This is a genomic window from Streptomyces sp. ISL-10 (genome assembly GCF_018614575.1).
In the GTDB taxonomy this organism is placed as follows: Bacteria; Actinomycetota; Actinomycetes; order Streptomycetales; family Streptomycetaceae; genus Streptomyces.
Window position 1 is genome coordinate 13,807 of sequence record NZ_JAGGOJ010000049.1, and the last position, 16,340, is coordinate 30,146.

Sequence of the window (16,340 nt, forward strand, 5' to 3'; positions counted from 1 at the left end):
ATTCGCCGCCGCTTCGACGTCGGAGCGCGACGGCCGCCGCCGGTTCACCGGCGGCGGCGCGCGTCAGGTGTTGCTCGTTCCCCACTCGTCCTCGGTTCCGGAGCCCCGCTCCCGCAGCGCGCGCACCCGCCCCGCGACCGATTCGGGCACCCGGTCGCCGACCTTGTCGCTCACGGCGTGGAACGCTCTGCCCGCCGCCTCGCGTCCGTTGTGGGCGGCCGACTCCGCGGCGTTGCGCACCGCCGGGTTCTGCGAGAACTGCCGCGCGGACCTCATGAGCTGCTCGTAGCGCTCGCGCCCGGCCCGTGTGCCGAGCACGTAGCCGATCGCCAGTCCCACGACGAACGTGAGCTTGTACCGCATGGGTGTCACCTTCCGTTGCGTCGGTGCTGCCCGCCTACCCTCCCGGGTCCGAGATCACGCGGCACCGAACCGATTGGCGGAGCACCCCCCTGCTTGCGCTAATGTATGTGTCGCAGCGAGCGCGCGCCTTCCGGGAGCACCCCGGCAGGTGCACTCGGTGCACACGCAGCAATCCCCTGTAGCTCAATTGGCAGAGCAGCCGGCTGTTAACCGGCAGGTTACTGGTTCGAGTCCAGTCGGGGGAGCGCGATCCCCTGTAGCTCAATTGGCAGAGCATTCGGCTGTTAACCGGAGGGTTGCTGGTTCGAGTCCAGCCGGGGGAGCAGATACGGAAGAGGGCCCCGAGGTGGGTCCTTTTTCGCGTTCCGGGCCTCTTCCGTGTGTTCTGCGCGACATCCGGAACCGGGCCGCTCCCAGCGAAGTCCTCTTGGTCGAGCGTTGCCGACCATCCGAGGCAGGAGATCGTATGACCGGCTATGCTGCGGCAGACGGCGCGCACAAATGTGCGCGACGCGCCGTAAGGGGCGGTAGCTCAGCCGGTTAGAGCAGCGGACTCATAATCCGTCGGCCGTGGGTTCGAGTCCCACCCGCCCCACCGCTCGAATGGTTCAAAGAATCGTTCTGACCTGCATAAACGCAGAAGTGAGGGCCTTTGCGAATCTCGTGAAGGCCCTCACTGTAACCCCGGACCAAGATCAAGTGGCCCTACAGTGGCCCGGAGGGGCGTGTCGGGGTCCAGAGACGTCGTGAGGCCCCACGACCGGGGCACTCGGGTCGCGGCGCGCGCTGGTGGCTACGCGCCCGAGGGCAGCGACTCGCGTGAGTCGCTGCCCTCGGGTCACGGCGCTTGCTGGTGGCTACGCGGCCTTCTGGGACCGCTGCGAAGATCGCCTGCCGGCGCGGCCTCGCGAACCGCTGGAGCGGGGGCTCGGCACCTTGGTCGGGCCCCACTGGGAAACATCCGGCCCCTCGGCCCTGGCTATGAAGAAACGCAGCAGCGCGAAGTCCTTCCGCTGATCCTCCGGGTACTGGTCGTTCAGGTTCTCGATTCGCAGGACCTCCAAGCCCTGACTTGCGCAGTGGTCACGTATCCACTTGAGGGCGGCGTTGGCCGCGTGCTCCTGGCCCCGGCCGACGGTGCGGATCTCCCCGAGCATCGGGCTGTCCGGTCGGGTCTGCGCTCCGAGGCCCCAGGTGTTTCCGGTGTGGCGGGCGCCGTGCGCGAAGACCACGACCACGTCGCCTTGGAAGGCGTCGTCGGGGATGTCGAGCGCACGGTGCACGTCGTAGGACACCTCGCGTGGGACGACGGAGAACGTGGATTCGGCCTCCGCCCGCATCATCTCCGGCAGCACGCTCGTGTAGGTGTCCGAGGTGATCTGTCGGGAGGAGTGCCCCAGGCGCTCCTGGACAACCTTGATGTCGGTCTTGGCGAGCAGTGACAGCGTGGCGGAGATGTGCCGCAGGTCGTGGAGGCGAACGGGAGGCAGGCCGGAGAGCTCCACCAGGCGCTTGAAGCGCCGGGAGACCCAGTCGGGATGAAGGGGCTCGCCGTTCTCATGGGTCCAGACGCGGTCCGACTCGACCCAGGCTTCTACTCCGGTCCACTCCTCGCGCTCTGTCTGCTGCTGCTCTCGCCACAGGCGCAGGACCTCACCGTGGTCCAGGCTCAGCCAGTTGGTGCGCACGCTGTCGGCCTTGGGGGCCTCACCGTACTGGCGGTAGGCGACCTCGACTATCTGTGCCGAGATGCGGAGCCAGAGGGCGTTGAGGCTGACCTCGGGCCACGGCAGGGCGCACATCTCGCCGCGGCGTGGGCCGGAGAAGATGAACGTGTACCACAGGGAGTAGAGGCGGTCGTCCAGGATGAAGTCGAGGAACTGCCCGGTCTGCTCGGGGGTCCACACCATGACGGGCCCCGGCTTCTCGCCCGTCTTCTTCCAGTGCTCGACGCGCTCTGGTGTCCAGACCAAGGGCTTGGGCCGCGTGACGGCCGGCAGCTCGACGAGCTGCGCCCAGTTCTTGGTGAACGCTTCCTCGACCTTGATGCCCCAGGACAGGGCGGAGCTGAGGGTGTCGTTGATGCGGTGCATCGTCGCGGCGGAGGTGACCTTCCGCAGCCCGGTGCGGCCTTCGCGCAGTGCCGTGTTGGCGGCGAGGTACGCCTTGCGTGTGCGGCGTCGCTCCTCTTTCTTACCTGCCACCCGGACCCAGGCGGTGTGCGCGGCGTCACGTGCCTCGGTCAGTGCGTCGACGCGGAGGTAGTGAAGGACACGCTCGGCGTTCTCCTTCTCGATCGCCTCGTACATGCGGTCCAGGTGGCGGACGCGCAGGTCTCGCCGCTTGATGTGGCCCAGGTGCGGTTCGAGGTAGAGGGAGATGTGCTCTGCGTAGCCGTGACGGGTGGTGCGTGCCAGGGACTTCTTGGTTTTGATCCAGCGTCGCAGGAATTCGCCCACGGTCTCGTCGGACAGCACGTCGGTTCCGCGCTCGGCGTCCTTGTAGACCCTTGCGGCCTCCTCCTCGGCCTTCTCCTTGGTGGGGAAGCCGCTGCGGCGGACTCGTTGGCGCTTGCCGTTCTCCCCGCGGTCCAGCTCAAGCGTGAAGGCCCACGATCCGTGGCCCTTGCGCCCGAGCTTCGGGCACGTCAAGCCGATGGATCCGATCTTCGGCGTCCCGTCGTCGTTGTGGACGGGGTTGCCCGCCTTGTCGGTGAGCGGCCCCTCGCACTGGCATCGCCGGTAGAAGTTCGGCGCGTACATCTGACCCCCTGCTGGTGACTGGCTCACAGGCCAGCCAGGTTGTGCGTACGTATCCGTACGTGTCTGACGTGATCGTTCTCCAGCTTGTGGGGGCTGTCGGACACTGTTGTAAAGTCAGCTTCAAGTTGGCGCGGGGGAGATTGCGACCAACAAAATGACTGCTCAGGAAGCGGGCGGGCAGGCTTCGGCCGGCGCGATGGGTCTGGAGGAGCTGTTGGCCCTCCCGGCCACGGTCAATGTGACAACTGCCGGACGTGCTCTGGGAATTGGCCGAGACAAGGCGTATGAGCTGATCCGCAACGGGAAGTTTCCGGTTCGGACGCTTCCGCTGGGTGGCACGGTGCGTGTGCCGACGGCGGCGTTGTGGAAGGCGCTGGGTGTTGAGGCGCTGACGGCTGCGCGGGGGTGAACGCGTAGCGGGTGGCATATGCCCGCCTCATGGTGTGAGGCAACCTTTGCAGCAATGTGACCTACCTTGGTTACAGTTATATGTGTCACTGGGGGTCGGTCCAACGCGAGGGGAGCTGCCAGGTGCCACGGCTGTACGGGTTCGAGGACATGGCGTACCGGCGGCTGCGCGAGCCGGAGGCGGCTGCTCTCCGACAGGCGGCTAGCCGCCGCTTGGAGGAGCAGTCGTATCCGGCGATCACGGACTGGATGAACGCCGAGGGGCATCGGACGACGCGCGGTGGTGTGTGGCGGCCGGCCGCCTTGGCGAACGTGCTGGACCACCCGGCGATCGCTGGCCTCACTGAGGACGAGAACGGTGAGCTGGTGAGCAGCGGTGGCCCGCAGATCATCACGCCCGAGGAGTTCCTGGCCATCCGCGCGCTCCGCCCGTCCAACGATCCCGCCAATGACCGGGCGGAGCAGCGTGAGTACCTCCTGACGGGCGGCGCGAGTGTGTGCGGCCTGTGCACGAAGTGGCTCGATGCATCGCCCTCGGGAAGTGGGAGCCGGGGCTACCGGTGCACCCCGAGCACGCGGCAGCATCCTGGCGGCTGCGGCAAGGTGCGGATCAATGCTGACCTGCTGGAAACGTACGTGGCGGAGCACGTGCTGGCGGAGCTGGCCAAGCCTGAGGTGCATGGCCTTCTGGAAGCGGCGCGGGATCAGGTGCTCGTTGAGGTTGAGCAGTTGCGCAAGGACATCCAAGCGGCCCGCGCGCAGCAGAAGGAGCTCGGGCAGGACTACGCCCGGCGGGAGATTTCGAAGGAGTCTTTCAAGACGGCCGACCGAGAGCTGTCGAAGAGTATCCGGGATGCCGAGGTGCGGGTACGGATCCTGGAGCAGGTCAACAACGCGCCCTTGGGCGGTGTACCTGACTTGGTGCGGTGGTGGAAGCATGCGCCGCTGCGTTCCAAGAAGGGTCTGGTGATGCTGATGCTGGAGCAGGTGGTGGTGTATCCGGCTGCGTCCCGTGGGTCGCGCACGGTGGACAGCGATCGCGTGGCGTTGCACTGGCGTAGCTGGACCCAGGTCCCGGCGTAGCTGCCGCAGGTCCATGAGGTCCAGGTCGTACAGGTGGGCCCGGGTTCCGCAGTGAACCCGGGCTCGCGCCCGTCTAGTCCTTTGGGTAGTCCTCTATCCAGCCAGCGGGAGGTGTGCCTTCGCTATCCAGCCGGCGGGAGGTGTGTCTCCGCGCTCGGATCCAGGAAGCGATCGAAGAAGCCTTGGTGAGAGATGCCGCACGCGCGTGGGGGCGTCGGGATGTCACCGGCAATGAACAGGGCGATGACCAGGTCATGGCCTCCCGAAGCGCCCGCCAGGAGGGTTCGTTGTAGCAGCCGTTCCGCGCTTCGCAAGTGTCCACGGACGGTCTGTGGGTGTATGCCGAGTTCCGTTGCTGCGCAGTCGGCGCTGGCATTGTGGGCGAACCACACGCGGAGAGTTCGCCTCAGGTTCCGGTCATCCTGGTTCAGCGGAGCGAGGGTCATCTCAGCCCAGGCTTTGACTGAGGGAGTGGACAGCAACTCCTGGAGGCCTGCCTCGGCTTGGTCCGAGTTCTTGCGGCGACCAACTGGAGCTGCCGCGTCGATCTGGAGCGCCAGGTCGAGTACGGCGCAGGCCTGCACGTCGCTGAGGTCGAGTTGAAGCAGTTCAGCGGCTTTCTTGAAGCGGCTGGCGACGGTGTTGCGGTGCACATCGAGGACCTTGGCCACTTTGGTCGTGGGAAACGCCAGGGCGAGGCGGACGGTGGTGAAGAGGTCGTCTCGTTCTGCCCGAGATGCGTTGAAGAGCGGCTGCAGGAATGCCTCTGCCCAGTGGTACGCCTCTTCCTGATCGATTACGGCCGTGATCTGTGCGTGGCTGTTGTACTGGCACGCTCGCTCCGGTAGGTGCTGAGCGACGCTCAGAGCGCGGGCCGCGTCCCGGTATGCGTCGGCCGTATGCGCGAGAGCTGCGGCCTCACTGATCCCGAGATAATGGCCGTCCAGGGCCGCTGTGACCCTGCGCAGTGTGGCGTCGACGGACTCGCTGCCTTGTGCCGACGGGGGTTCGTTGTCTGCGGGCGCGACAACGATGAGGTGGTTGTCGTATGCCGGGCATGGGACCAGCAGAGCCCCGTTGATGAGTGCCGGTTCCGGAGTGGGCATGGTCACCCCCGGCGGCGATGGGTTCCTGATCTCTTGCTGGATGATCTCTGCCGTGTAATGGCGGTCTCCTGTGGAGCAGTCCACGATGTAGACGCGGACGGTGTCGGCCAGCGCGCCGGATGCGAGGCTGGCGGCCGCACGGCGAGCAGAGGTCGCCTGGCCGCTCATCAGCAGTTGCAAGATCGCCACATGCACTTCTGCGGCGGCTTCGTGTACCTGGTGCCAGGCGTGCTCGAGACTGAGGGCTGGCAGGAGGAGCGCCAGGACATCGGCAACGCGGGAAACCGCCTCGGCTGCTTGTGGCGGATATGGCTTGGTCCGGGCCGCCGCCAGGACGGCATGGGGGGCCTCGGGTCCGATGGCGAACAGCCGGGCCTTCAAGGCCCTCTCGTCCAGTACCGCCGACTTCAGCTCCCCGGCAGCCACACGCGAGATCTCATCCGCTGCTGGGGCAAGGACCTCGTGGGCAGCCTTTGATGAGGTGGCGAGAGGAAAGCCGTCGGAATTGGTGAGCATCACGTGGCCGTCGACAACCTCCGCCAGCCATCCGACCAGGCGGGGCAGATTGGGAGCTATGGCTTGGCGCCGGATCTGCTGAAGGAGCCTGCGCTCCAGCCGTTCCTGTCGCCTTTCATGGCCGACCATGCACACCGCGGGCACCCCCAGACGCCGCTTGGACCGAGCAGCAGTGCGGCGTGGGCCCACGTGGGGTAAGCGCCGTGCACCCGCGCGGGCGGCGCCAGTGGGGTGGCGCCAGCGGCAGATTGAACGTCAACTTTGCGCCATCATCAAAAATGTTTGCCTGAGTACATGTCAACGTCACCAAAGCCACGGGGCTTTGAGGGCGTGATGAACGCGTCAGAGGGTAGGTGGGCCGGTTTACCTGCACAGATGCATCACGTCGCTTGATATTCGGGGAGTTGACGCGCGGCGGGGCCTCCACGTTCGACCGACGACGGTCGTCTTTGCGGGTGTGCGCCGCGATAAGGAGTGGTCCATGCACTGTGCACCGGGAGCCAGCGCCATGGCCGGTTTCTGGCTAGCGTCGTCTACGCCGTCGAAGCGCGGATTCCGCTTACCGCGCAGGTCAGCTGGCGCACGCACGCGCAGGCCGCCCCGACGGCGCGATGACCGGCTGACGTGGAGCGCGGACGCCGGTCTCTTACGGGAGGAATGGCATGGCCGAGCTCGATCTGGAACGCGTCGCCGCACTGTCGAAGGAGCCCCCGCGCGTACTGAATCCCGGGATGGCGCCGGCGGATGCGGCGAGAGCTGTGCGCATGGCCGTGGACCTGCTCGCCGTGATGCCGGACCCGGAGAAGCCCGTGCGGAAGCCGACGGGTGAGGAGGATGGCGCTTCCTCCCCATAGATAGATGACATTGTTGAAGGTGTGATGTACGTTCGTGATGCCGGTCGGGGGCATCCGTCGCAGGATCCCAACCGGCAGCGCCGTGCTGTACGGCGGCGCCCTTCCCTGCTCCTCGCGGGTGGCCGACCCCCCGCGCCCCGCCCGCGAGGAGCTGGCCGCAATCGGTGCGGTCGTTGGGGTGCGTGATGGGAGTCGAGCCCGTCGCGGTCGTGAGACCGCGGTGGGCTCGACTCGTATCCAGGCGCAGTGCGGCTCCCGGCGCCCTTGTATCCGCCTTCCCCTCCCGGCGGCCGGGCGAGCCGTCGTAGAAGTCCGGTGAATTCCCAATTTTGAATTCGGGAATTAAAAGGAATTCCCACTTGCTTTAGGGGTGTATGCGATTAAGATATAAGTGTAAGGATAAAGGGGAAACCGCACAGGACGGTTTTCCTCGGAATTAAGGAAGGCGCGGGAGAAATGTTCACGAACCTCAAGATTGAAGAGATCGCCCCCAACCCCGACCAGCCCCGTAAGTTCTTCGACGAGGAGGCGCACGAGGAGCTGAAGGGCAGCATCAAGGAGAACGGCCTCCTTCAGCCGGTCGTTGTTCGCCCGGTCGAGGGCGGCGAGGTGCCCTACATGCTGATCGCGGGTGAGCGCCGGTGGAGGGCTTGCAAGGCGGCCGGCCTCGAGGTCGTCCCGGCCAAGGTCATCGAGGGTGCCAGCGACGAGCAGGCGTACGTGCTCAGCATCGCTGAGAACGTCAACCGCTCGGACATGACGATCATGGAGGAGGCCGGTGCGTACGCCGACCTCAAGGCCGCCGGATGGACCCCGGCGAAGATCGCCAAGCAGTTCGGTAAGACGGAGACGCACATCACCTGGCGGCTGGGCCTGCTCACCCTCCGCCCGGAAGTGGCGGAGATGGTCGACAAGGGGCAGATCAAGAACAACCTCGCCTGGCACATCGCCCAGCTCAACCCGGCGAACCAGATGGTGGCGGCCATGCGGTACGTGCGCGGTGACTTCGACAGCGAGGCCGAGGCGCAGCACTTCGCCAACGGCCTCAAGATGATGGAGCAGCAGACCTCCCTCACCAACGAGAAGGCGCCGACGGCCGAGGAGCAGGAGAAGCAGAAGAAGGCCAAGGCCAAGGCGAAGGACGGGCTCGGCAAGGCGGAGGAGGTCCTGATCCCGCTGCTGGAGGAGCTGGCGGAGAAGAAGCCGGAGGACCTGGCCGTCATCCTCGGTGACGACCTCGCCCGTCACCTGCGGGTCGTCGGCCGCCTGTACGCCAAGGTGCAGATGGTGCGGAACCTGCTGAGCAAGGCCCAGGGCATCCAGCGGGCCATGGCCGAGGAGTTCAACAAGGCGGCCGTCGAGGTCCAGCAGGAGTCGGCGGCTGTGAAGAAGACTGAGGCGGCGGCCAAGCCCGAGGTGAAGGCCGAGAAGCCGGAGGCGAAGACGGCAGACAAGCCGCAGCCGACGGCGAAGAAGGCGGCGGCCAAGCCCGCCCCGAAGCCCGCGGCGCGCACGGCCACGGGCACCAAGGCCCCGGCGCGCCGGACGCCCGCCAAGAAGGCTGAAGCGGCAGCGAAGTAGAACGGAGGGGCGCGGCAGCGGTCGCGCCCGTCCTCTCCTGCGGGTTTGGATGAGTGGGCGTGGCCGGAATTCCGGCCACGCCCGTTTCCGCTTGAATTCCTCTCCGAATTCCATCCAGTTTCGATGAGTAGCCCGGGCCGGGCGTGCAGGGCCGCACTGTCCCTGCACACGCGGTGCCGCTCAGGCTCTGCAGGTCCGAGCGGGCGGCATCATCGGTCACCGGGGGCCGCCGGCGGCGACGCCCGACGCATCCTGGCATCTGAGCACCATGAAAGGAATGGCCACGTGCTCACCCTGTTCACCAACCGGTTCCAGGCGTTCCAGCCCCCGCAAGGGGTGCCGGTTCGTATCACCCTGGGCGGCGTCCGCTTCAGGCTCCCCTACTCCCTCACCCACTCGGTGCGGGAGCTCGCGCCGCGGCGGGACTATCTCTCCCGGCCCGAGCCCGAGTTCACGACGGCCTACCGGGCCGACCTCGACCAGCTCGGCCCCGAGCGGATCGCGGCGCGGCTGCGGGAGATCGCGGAAGCTGAGAAGGATCACCGTCTGGTTCTGCTCTGCTTCGAGGACCTGGCCAAGCCGGGGCTGTGGTGTCACCGCAGGGTGTTCGCCTCCTGGTGGAAGGACCGTACCGGGGATGAGGTGCGGGAACTGTCCCCCATGGAGGGCGACCACTATCAGCAGGGAACCTTGATGTGAGCGTCGGAACCACTCCCGAAAAATAGATGACATGATTCCAAGGAGCTCTGCGCTCCTTGTTTAAGGTTCCAGCGCAGCGCCCGGCCCGGCACCCGCCGAGGCCGGGCGCTGTCGTTCGTCGGGAGGCGAGATGTTCCAGGGCACCATTCCGGGCCCGATGCGCTCGATCGTGCGCGAGACGGCCAACCAGTGGCCGCGCGGCCCGGTGTATGTGCCGTGCTGCGGCAACTTCACCATCGAGCGGTCGTTGGCCGGTATGGGCTTCGCCCTGCACTCCTCCGACGTATCCATCTACACGAGCGCGGTCGGCCGATGGCTCACCCGCCAGCCGGTCGGCATCCAGCTTCGTGACGAGAGCCGAGACGAACTCGGCTGGCTCGCAGACTTCTTGGACGACGGTGTCGGCACCGTCGCCACGCTCATGCTCGGCACGCGGTTTCTGGCCAGCGTCGGCCGCGAGGGGCTGTGGCACGAGCGGGTGGTGCGCTCCTACCGGGAGCAGTGGAAGGTCAAGCACGCGGAGACGGTCGAGCGGCTGTCCGGCTCGGACATCGAACTGGCCTCCTACGAGGTGGAGGACGTGCGTTCCTGGCTCCAGAAGGTTCCCCGCGACGCCCCGGTGTGCTCCTTCCCTCCCTTCTACGGCGGCGGCTACGAGAAGCTGTATGAGCCGTTGGAAGCCCACTTCACCTGGGATGCGCCGGAGTACGAGCCGCTGTCGGACGCGGACGTGGTCGGCGTGCTCGGTGCGATCACGGACCGGTCGTACTGGCTGACCGCCTCCAACCACAACGTGCCCGAGCTTCACTCGTATCTGCGCGGCGTGATCAAGGCGACCCCGCGCGCCGCTCCCTTCTACGTGTACGCCAGCGAGGCTCCGACGCGGATCGTTGCCCCGCGTCAGGCGATTGAGCCGGTGAAGGCTCCCCGCCTGCGCAAGGGAGATGAACTGGTGGGCCCGCTCACGTTGTCGCTGTTGAAGCCGGGCCAGTTCAACGCCCTGCGCTCCCGGTACCTCAACCCGAAGATCGCGCCGGGCACGGCGAACCTGGCCGTAGCGGTCCGGGACGGGGGTGGGCGGCTGCTCGGTGTGTTTGCCATGGCTCCGAGCACGTTCACGCCGGACGAGGCGTACGTGCTCTCAGACTTCGCGGTCGCGCCGACCGACTACCCGCGGTTGTCGAAGCTGATCGTGCTCGCGGCCACCAGCGCCGAGGCGCAGTTGCTGTGCCAGCGGGCGTTCTCGCGGCGCATCCGGAGGGTGGCGACGACCGCGTTCAGCAACAACCCGGTGTCGATGAAGTACCGCGGCCTGCTGCGGCTGAACAAGCGCAGCCCGTCAAACGAGGACGGCTGGAAGTTCCAGCTCCAGTACCAGGGGGCCATGGGCCAGCACACGCTGGCCGAAGCCCTTCAGACGTGGGCGAAGCGGTGGGGCGCCCAGACGACGAAGACGGGAGTCTGATCATGGAGGAGACCACTCGCCTCTCCCCGCCACAGATGGTGCAGGGCGACCCGCGCACGCTGACGCTGCTCGACGTCAACGCGCGGTTCCTGCCACACGAGCAGTTCCGGCAGCTCGTGGCGAACATCGAGCGTGACGGCTGCCTCACCTCGACGCCGCTGGTGTGGAACGACGGCGAGACGGGGCGGCTGGTCGTCCTGTCCGGCAACCACCGCACGCTCGCCGCAATCGAAGCTGGCCTGCCGACGATCTGGTGGATGCAGATAGACGAGCCGCTGCCCCGCCAGCGGCAGATCGCTCTCCAGCTCTCACACAACGCCATCGCAGGCCAGGACGACCCGGCGATCCTCAAGGAGCTGTACGACGAGCTGGAGAACGTGGAGTGGCGTCAGTACACGGGCCTGGACGACAAGACCCTGGAGCTGCTGGCCAAGGTGGACGTTGCCTCCCTGGGTGAGGCGAACCTCGACTTCGCCAGTGTGCAGTTCATGTTCCTGCCCGATGAGCTGGAGCGGGCGGAAGCCGCGTTCGACGCGGCCCGGTCCACGGCGACGGCGGACCAGCGATGGGTGGCCGGGCTGGAGCAGTACGAGCCGGTGCTCGATGCGCTGGAGACATCCCGAGCCGCGTACAAGATCGGCAACTCCGCCACCGCCCTCGGCGTGATCCTCGCCGTATTTGAGCGGCACCTAGGTGAGCTGGCCGAGGGCTGGTTCGACGCCGCCACGGGTGAGGCGTACCGCAAGGGCACCGCACCGCTGGAGACGGTGTTCGGTGTACGGGAGATCCCAGTAGAGACGGCGGCCACCGTACGGGCTGCGATCGACCGTTTGGTGAAGGACGGCAGCGTGCCGGAGGCCGAGCCGTGGCGTGCCCTGGACATCATCGCTGCACGGGAGAACTAGACAGCCGTTGGTCAGGAGTTGAGCGGTGACTGAGGGGCCGCGTGGAAGCCAACGGATTTTACGGCGTTGATGCCGTGACCTGGGGGTCTGTTCCCTCGATGATTGCGCACACAGTGACGGGTTCGTCGTCGGTGCAGTCGTCGGCTCGTTGGTGGGTGTCAGTGAGGGTCTTGCGCAGGGCGAGGAGCTCGGTGACGGCGATATCGATCTCGGCGATGCGGGCGTCGAGCACGCTGCGGACGGTGTCGCACGGGGCGCGCCGCCGTCGCGGATGGCAAGCACGTGGCGGATGTCGTCCAGGTGCAGGCCGAGGGCGCGGGCCCGGCGGATGAAGGTCAGCCGTTCGACGTCGTCCGGGGTGTAGACGCGGTAGCCCGCCGTGCTTCGTTCGGCGGTGGGCAGCAGACTCTTGGCCTCGTACATACGCACCGCCTTGCGAGTGAGTCCGGCGGCCTTGGCGGCTTGCCCGATGGTCAGTTGCTGTAGGCCATGCTCGGACCGCGGCTGCGTCGGAGATGCCAGCGGCTCATGAGATCGGACAGGCCGGAGGGTGCATGGCAAGCCCGTCCGGGGAGACCATAGAGGAGCGCAGACCCGTCGGGTACAGGGTGCGGGCCGGGCTGGCACTACGCAGCACGCCGTGAGGCCGGCGGAAGGAGTGCTCGGATGAGTGCAACGGATGCTTTCCGGCCCGAGCCCGGACAGGCGGACGCTGCCCGGTCCGCGCCCGGCGGTCTGCTGGACGTGCTGGGCGTCGCCGCGGTCGTGCTGGACACGGACGGGCGGATCGTGTTCTGGAGTCCCCAGGCCGGCCAGCTGTTCGGCTACACCGCCGATGAGGCGCTGGGGCAGCTCGCCGGCCGACTCTTGGTCCATGAGCAGCATCTGGACCTGATGATCAAGCTGTTCGCTCAGGCTATGGAGAGCGGAAAGAGCGGGGCCGGGGTCTTTCCCGCCCGTCGCAAAGACGGCGGTACCAGGCAGGTGGAGTTCCGCAACATGCGGCTGCTGGACGACCGGCACGACGTCTACCTTCTGGGCCTGGCCACCGGCAAGGCGACCGTCCAGGACATGGAGCGTGACCTGGCGCTGTCGGTACGGCTGGTCTCCCAGTCCCCGATCGGGCTGGCGGTCATGGACACCGACCTGCGGTACGTCACCGTGAATCCAGCCCTGCAGCGCATCAACGGCCTACCCGCGGACGAACACATCGGTCGACACGTCCGCGAGGTCCTGCCGTTCCTGGACGTTGAGCCCATCGAGGCCGCGATGCGGGAGGTCCTGGAGACCGGGAAACCGATCGTGGATCAGTACGCCGCCGGCCGCACCCCCGCCGATCCGGACCACGATCATGCCTGGTCCGTGTCGTACCACCGGCTGGAAGCCCCCGATAGCAAGGTACTCGGGGTAGCCGTCTCCGTCGTGGACATCACTGAGCGTCACCACTCGGCCACCGAGGCGGCCCGCGCGCGGCAGCGCCTCGCCGTGATCGCCGACGCCTCCATCCGCATCGGCACCACGCTCGACCTGGAGCGGACCGCAGGTGAGTTGGCGGATGTGGCCGTGCCGCAGCTGGCGGATGTGGCCGCAGTGGATGTACTCGACGGTGTCCTGGGCGGCCGATCGACGGGCGCACCGCAGGGACCTGCGCTATTCCGCGCTCTCGCCGTCGCCGCGGCCTACCCCACCGAGGCAGTCCATGCGGCCGACCGTCCCGGCGACGTCGCACGATATGACGCCGACCGGCTCGTGACCCACTGCGTGAATACCGGCCGCCCTGTACTGGTCCCGCACGTGGACAGCCACGATCTTCAGCGCATCGCCCGCGATTCCGCCGCCGTCACGCTCCTGGCCACCGCCGGAGTGCACTCCTACCTGGCCGTACCCCTGATCGCTCGCGGCGAGGTCCTCGGCGCCCTGGACCTCAAGCGCATCCGCAACCCCACGCCCTTCGACGACGACGATGCGCTGCTGGCGAGCGAGCTGGCCGCCCGTGCCGCCGTATGCATCGACAACGCCCGCTGGTACCAAACCCAACACCACACAGCCCTCACCCTCCAACGCAACCTCCTTCCCCAGCCGCCAGCGCACCTGCCGGGCCTGGACATCGCCTGCCGCTACCAGCCCGCCGGCACTACCAGCGAGATCGGCGGCGACTGGTACGACGCCATACCCCTGCACCACAGCAAGACCGCGCTGGTCGTCGGCGACGTCATGGGCAGCGGCATCAACGCCGCCGCCACCATGGGCCAACTGCGCACCGCCACCCGCGCCTTCGCCGAACTCGGCCTCCAACCCGCCCAGGTAATGCACCACCTCGACCACCTCACCCAGGGCGTGGAGCAAACCATCACCACGTGCCTGTACGCCGTCTACGACCCGCACCGGGCGCAGTGCCACGTCTCCCTCGCCGGGCACCTGCCCCCTGCCCTGGTACGCGCCGGTCAGGCTCCCCAACTGCTCGACCTGCCCACGGGCGCACCACTGGGCGTCGGCGGCGTCGCCTTCCACACCACACGCATCGCCTTCCGGCCCGGTGACCAACTCGTTTTGTACACCGACGGCCTGGTCGAAACCCGTCACGAGTCCATCGACGCTCGTCTGGAGTGCCTCCTCACCCTCCTGGACGTACCGGATCGACCGCTGGAAGAGACGTGCGACGAGCTCCTGCACGCCCTGCGCCACCCCGGCGATGACGATGACGTTGCCCTGCTCATTGCCCAAGCCCGACCCCGACGTGGGACACGTAGAACGCGGCGGTTTCTGCCACCTTGGGGCAGTAAAGCTGCGACGTAAGAGGCGTCGGACAGTGCGAAGAGGAGGGCCTGTGAGGGCACGCCATGGTGATCTCCTCGACGGACGGGGGTGACCAGTGAGCCCGTCACCGTCAGCTGCGTAAACGGGGCAACGGGTGTGGGAGCCGCCGGGGGCCGTGGTCGCGACGGTGCCGGTCCCGCGGCCGCCGTCTGCTGCGACGCGCTGAAGTGCTTCAACGGCGCAGTCGCAACCGTCCAGCCGGCGGTTTGACTGGGCGGGTACTGCCTACATGGCCGAAGGCTGTGACGCGGCGCAGCGTCCAGCCGATCGAGCTCAACTAGTCGGTCAACTGTGCGAGGTCAAGAGGCAGTTTGCGCCAACCAACCTGCACCTTTCGGGCTCTCTCCAGCTCGAAACGCTCAGTTAACCCTGCAAACAGCTTCGCCGGGCTAACGTGTTTCTTGACCAGTCATTGACCAATCGTTGGCACACGCAAGAGGTGTGAACTGCTTGGAGGGGCGAATGTTCCGAGGTGCGACGGCCCAGACCGTGCTTGCCCTCCTCGCTGCCACCCTGTTCACTCTCCCGTTCTTCACACTTGAGGTGCCCTTCGCACCGGCGCACGCGACCCGTCATGTTGAGGCCAAAGCCCAGTCCGGAATCAACCCCTCTAGCATGACGCTGTGCGACGAGGCCGTCACCTTTCGCGACGTCGGCTACCTCCGCGGACCGGCCGGCGTCCCGCGCAGCCTCGACCGGCACCGCGTCTCCGACTCCGCGACCCAGCCGCCCGAGCGACCCATGCCGGCGCACGATCCGGCCGCCGCGGACGAACCAGTCGCGCCCAGTGTCGGGCACGACCGTCCGTCGGGATTTCCGACAGCCCACTTCCCGGCCGCACTCCAGGTCTTCCGCTGCTGACAGCGGAGCAGTCTCCACCCCCCACGTATGCCCTGCCCGTCCGACGCGCCCCCACGGCGCGCCAGGAGGAATCACCACATCATGCAGCCCCTCATCGACAACGCCCGCATGTTCGGACAGCGCCCTGAGGAGTTCGCCCGCCTCGCCAAGGGCCAGTCACCCGACGTCCTGTTCATCACCTGCTCCGACTCCCGAGTCGTACCGGCCCTCATCACCGGAGCCCGCCCCGGCGAGCTGTTCGAGCTGCGCACTGCGGGCAACATCGTTCCTCCGTACGGCTCCGCCACCCCCACGGGCGAGACGGCCACGATCGAGTACGCGGTGCAGGTGCTCGGCGTGAAGCACGTCGTGGTGTGCGGCCACTCGCACTGCGGCGCCGTCGGTGTGATGGTGCGCCACGACGACCTCGACGCCGTCCCCGCCGTACGCGACTGGCTCGCGCACGCCGCGGACGAGCCCAAGTGCTCCGACACCACCGACCCGACGGTCGCCGAGGCCGTGCAGAACCACGTCCTCGCCCAGCTGCTGCGGCTGCGCTCCTACCCGTGCATCGAGCAGCGCCTCGAGGCGAGTCACCTCCAGCTGCACGGCTGGTACTACGAGGTCCACACCGGAATCGTGCGGGAACACTGCGCCGAGTCCGACACGTTCGAGACGCTCCGAGGGGACGGGTGACCATGCTGTCGAAGTTCCCTTACCTGCGGCAGGACTTCGCCGCCTCCATCGTCGTCTTCCTGGTCGCCGTACCGCTGTGCGTCGGTGTGGCGGTCGCCTCCGGCGTCCCGGCAGAGCTGGGCCTTGTCACCGGCATCGTGGGCGGACTCGTCACCGGGCTGATGCCCGGTAGCAGCCTCCAGGTGTCCGGGCCCGCGGCGGGCCTGACCGTGCTGGTCTTCGAGGCCGTCAGCGAGTTCGGGGTG

At 67.4% G+C, this 16,340-nt stretch carries 15 protein-coding genes, 3 tRNA genes and 1 pseudogene; 14 read left to right on the forward strand and 5 right to left on the reverse strand.

Annotated features, from left to right (window positions below; genetic code table 11):
* Positions 1 to 63: 63 nt before the first annotated feature.
* Positions 64 to 363, reverse strand: a complete 300-nt coding sequence (locus tag J7E88_RS34830; protein ID WP_215187508.1) for a YtxH domain-containing protein — start codon at positions 361 to 363, stop codon at positions 64 to 66.
* Positions 364 to 535: 172 nt separating this feature from the next.
* On the opposite strand from J7E88_RS34830, the gene J7E88_RS34835 reads away from it, so the two are divergent.
* The 3 genes from J7E88_RS34835 (at position 536) to J7E88_RS34845 (ending at position 958) form a co-directional block, all read left to right on the forward strand.
* Positions 536 to 608 (forward strand) — tRNA-Asn (locus J7E88_RS34835).
* A 5-nt stretch (positions 609 to 613) separates the two neighbouring features.
* Positions 614 to 686: transfer RNA gene (locus J7E88_RS34840), tRNA-Asn, on the forward strand.
* A gap of 198 nt (positions 687 to 884) precedes the next feature.
* Positions 885 to 958 (forward strand) — tRNA-Ile (locus J7E88_RS34845).
* A 262-nt stretch (positions 959 to 1,220) separates the two neighbouring features.
* On the opposite strand, the gene J7E88_RS34850 is transcribed toward J7E88_RS34845, so the two are convergent.
* Positions 1,221 to 3,125 carry a tyrosine-type recombinase/integrase gene (locus tag J7E88_RS34850; RefSeq protein WP_215187509.1) on the reverse strand — a complete coding sequence of 635 codons (1,905 nt, stop codon included), beginning with the start codon at positions 3,123 to 3,125 and terminating at the stop codon, positions 1,221 to 1,223.
* A 154-nt stretch (positions 3,126 to 3,279) separates the two neighbouring features.
* Between J7E88_RS34850 and J7E88_RS34855 the strand changes: the two genes are divergently transcribed.
* Entirely contained in the window at positions 3,280 to 3,534 is a 255-nt protein-coding gene (locus tag J7E88_RS34855) for a DNA-binding protein (RefSeq protein ID WP_308307737.1), read from the forward strand.
* 122 nt (positions 3,535 to 3,656) lie between these two features.
* On the forward strand, positions 3,657 to 4,616 hold the full coding sequence (locus J7E88_RS34860; protein WP_215187510.1) for a recombinase family protein: 960 nt from the start codon (positions 3,657 to 3,659) through the stop codon (positions 4,614 to 4,616).
* A gap of 122 nt (positions 4,617 to 4,738) precedes the next feature.
* On the opposite strand, the gene J7E88_RS34865 is transcribed toward J7E88_RS34860, so the two are convergent.
* Positions 4,739 to 6,367 (reverse strand): helix-turn-helix domain-containing protein, encoded by a 1,629-nt coding sequence (locus J7E88_RS34865; RefSeq protein WP_215187511.1) that lies wholly within the window; start codon positions 6,365 to 6,367, stop codon positions 4,739 to 4,741.
* A 533-nt stretch (positions 6,368 to 6,900) separates the two neighbouring features.
* Here J7E88_RS34865 and J7E88_RS34870 point away from each other — a divergent pair.
* The 5 genes from J7E88_RS34870 to J7E88_RS34890 all read left to right on the forward strand — a co-directional run bounded on the left by J7E88_RS34870 (position 6,901) and on the right by J7E88_RS34890 (position 11,742).
* Entirely contained in the window at positions 6,901 to 7,092 is a 192-nt protein-coding gene (locus J7E88_RS34870; RefSeq protein ID WP_215187512.1) for a hypothetical protein, read from the forward strand.
* Between the two features lie 456 nt (positions 7,093 to 7,548).
* Positions 7,549 to 8,673 carry a ParB/RepB/Spo0J family partition protein gene (locus J7E88_RS34875; protein ID WP_215187513.1) on the forward strand — a complete coding sequence of 375 codons (1,125 nt, stop codon included), beginning with the start codon at positions 7,549 to 7,551 and terminating at the stop codon, positions 8,671 to 8,673.
* A 285-nt stretch (positions 8,674 to 8,958) separates the two neighbouring features.
* A complete protein-coding gene (locus tag J7E88_RS34880) occupies positions 8,959 to 9,372 on the forward strand; it encodes a DUF488 family protein (RefSeq protein ID WP_215187514.1) in 414 nt (137 codons plus the stop codon).
* Between the two features lie 130 nt (positions 9,373 to 9,502).
* Positions 9,503 to 10,837 (forward strand): hypothetical protein, encoded by a 1,335-nt coding sequence (locus J7E88_RS34885; RefSeq protein WP_215187515.1) that lies wholly within the window; start codon positions 9,503 to 9,505, stop codon positions 10,835 to 10,837.
* A gap of 2 nt (positions 10,838 to 10,839) precedes the next feature.
* Positions 10,840 to 11,742 (forward strand): ParB N-terminal domain-containing protein, encoded by a 903-nt coding sequence (locus tag J7E88_RS34890; RefSeq protein WP_215187516.1) that lies wholly within the window; start codon positions 10,840 to 10,842, stop codon positions 11,740 to 11,742.
* A 58-nt stretch (positions 11,743 to 11,800) separates the two neighbouring features.
* Here J7E88_RS34890 and J7E88_RS34895 read toward each other — a convergent pair whose 3' ends face one another.
* Positions 11,801 to 11,974 carry a hypothetical protein gene (locus tag J7E88_RS34895; RefSeq protein WP_215187524.1) on the reverse strand — a complete coding sequence of 58 codons (174 nt, stop codon included), beginning with the start codon at positions 11,972 to 11,974 and terminating at the stop codon, positions 11,801 to 11,803.
* A 62-nt stretch (positions 11,975 to 12,036) separates the two neighbouring features.
* Positions 12,037 to 12,165: pseudogene (locus tag J7E88_RS37590) on the reverse strand (MerR family transcriptional regulator); the annotation flags it as partial.
* 243 nt (positions 12,166 to 12,408) lie between these two features.
* Between J7E88_RS37590 and J7E88_RS34900 the strand changes: the two are divergent.
* The 4 genes from J7E88_RS34900 to J7E88_RS34915 form a co-directional block, all read left to right on the forward strand.
* Positions 12,409 to 14,538 (forward strand): SpoIIE family protein phosphatase, encoded by a 2,130-nt coding sequence (locus tag J7E88_RS34900; protein ID WP_215187517.1) that lies wholly within the window; start codon positions 12,409 to 12,411, stop codon positions 14,536 to 14,538.
* Between the two features lie 483 nt (positions 14,539 to 15,021).
* Complete coding sequence (locus J7E88_RS34905; RefSeq protein ID WP_215187518.1) at positions 15,022 to 15,420, forward strand: hypothetical protein; 399 nt, start codon at positions 15,022 to 15,024, stop codon at positions 15,418 to 15,420.
* An 81-nt stretch (positions 15,421 to 15,501) separates the two neighbouring features.
* A complete protein-coding gene (locus J7E88_RS34910) occupies positions 15,502 to 16,095 on the forward strand; it encodes a carbonic anhydrase (protein ID WP_215187519.1) in 594 nt (197 codons plus the stop codon).
* 2 nt (positions 16,096 to 16,097) lie between these two features.
* On the forward strand, positions 16,098 to 16,340 hold a 243-nt coding region (locus J7E88_RS34915; protein WP_251023654.1), incomplete at its 3' end, for a SulP family inorganic anion transporter.

Coding starts and splice junctions, on each gene's coding strand:
- J7E88_RS34830 (WP_215187508.1), bottom strand. CDS start 363: ATGCGGTACAAGCTCACGTTCGTCGTGGGACTGGCGATCGGCTACGTG.
- J7E88_RS34850 (WP_215187509.1), bottom strand. CDS start 3,125: ATGTACGCGCCGAACTTCTACCGGCGATGCCAGTGCGAGGGGCCGCTC.
- J7E88_RS34855 (WP_308307737.1), top strand. CDS start 3,280: ATGACTGCTCAGGAAGCGGGCGGGCAGGCTTCGGCCGGCGCGATGGGT.
- J7E88_RS34865 (WP_215187511.1), bottom strand. CDS start 6,367: ATGGTCGGCCATGAAAGGCGACAGGAACGGCTGGAGCGCAGGCTCCTT.
- J7E88_RS34870 (WP_215187512.1), top strand. CDS start 6,901: ATGGCCGAGCTCGATCTGGAACGCGTCGCCGCACTGTCGAAGGAGCCC.
- J7E88_RS34875 (WP_215187513.1), top strand. CDS start 7,549: ATGTTCACGAACCTCAAGATTGAAGAGATCGCCCCCAACCCCGACCAG.
- J7E88_RS34885 (WP_215187515.1), top strand. CDS start 9,503: ATGTTCCAGGGCACCATTCCGGGCCCGATGCGCTCGATCGTGCGCGAG.
- J7E88_RS34890 (WP_215187516.1), top strand. CDS start 10,840: ATGGAGGAGACCACTCGCCTCTCCCCGCCACAGATGGTGCAGGGCGAC.
- J7E88_RS34900 (WP_215187517.1), top strand. CDS start 12,409: ATGAGTGCAACGGATGCTTTCCGGCCCGAGCCCGGACAGGCGGACGCT.
- J7E88_RS34905 (WP_215187518.1), top strand. CDS start 15,022: ATGTTCCGAGGTGCGACGGCCCAGACCGTGCTTGCCCTCCTCGCTGCC.
- J7E88_RS34910 (WP_215187519.1), top strand. CDS start 15,502: ATGCAGCCCCTCATCGACAACGCCCGCATGTTCGGACAGCGCCCTGAG.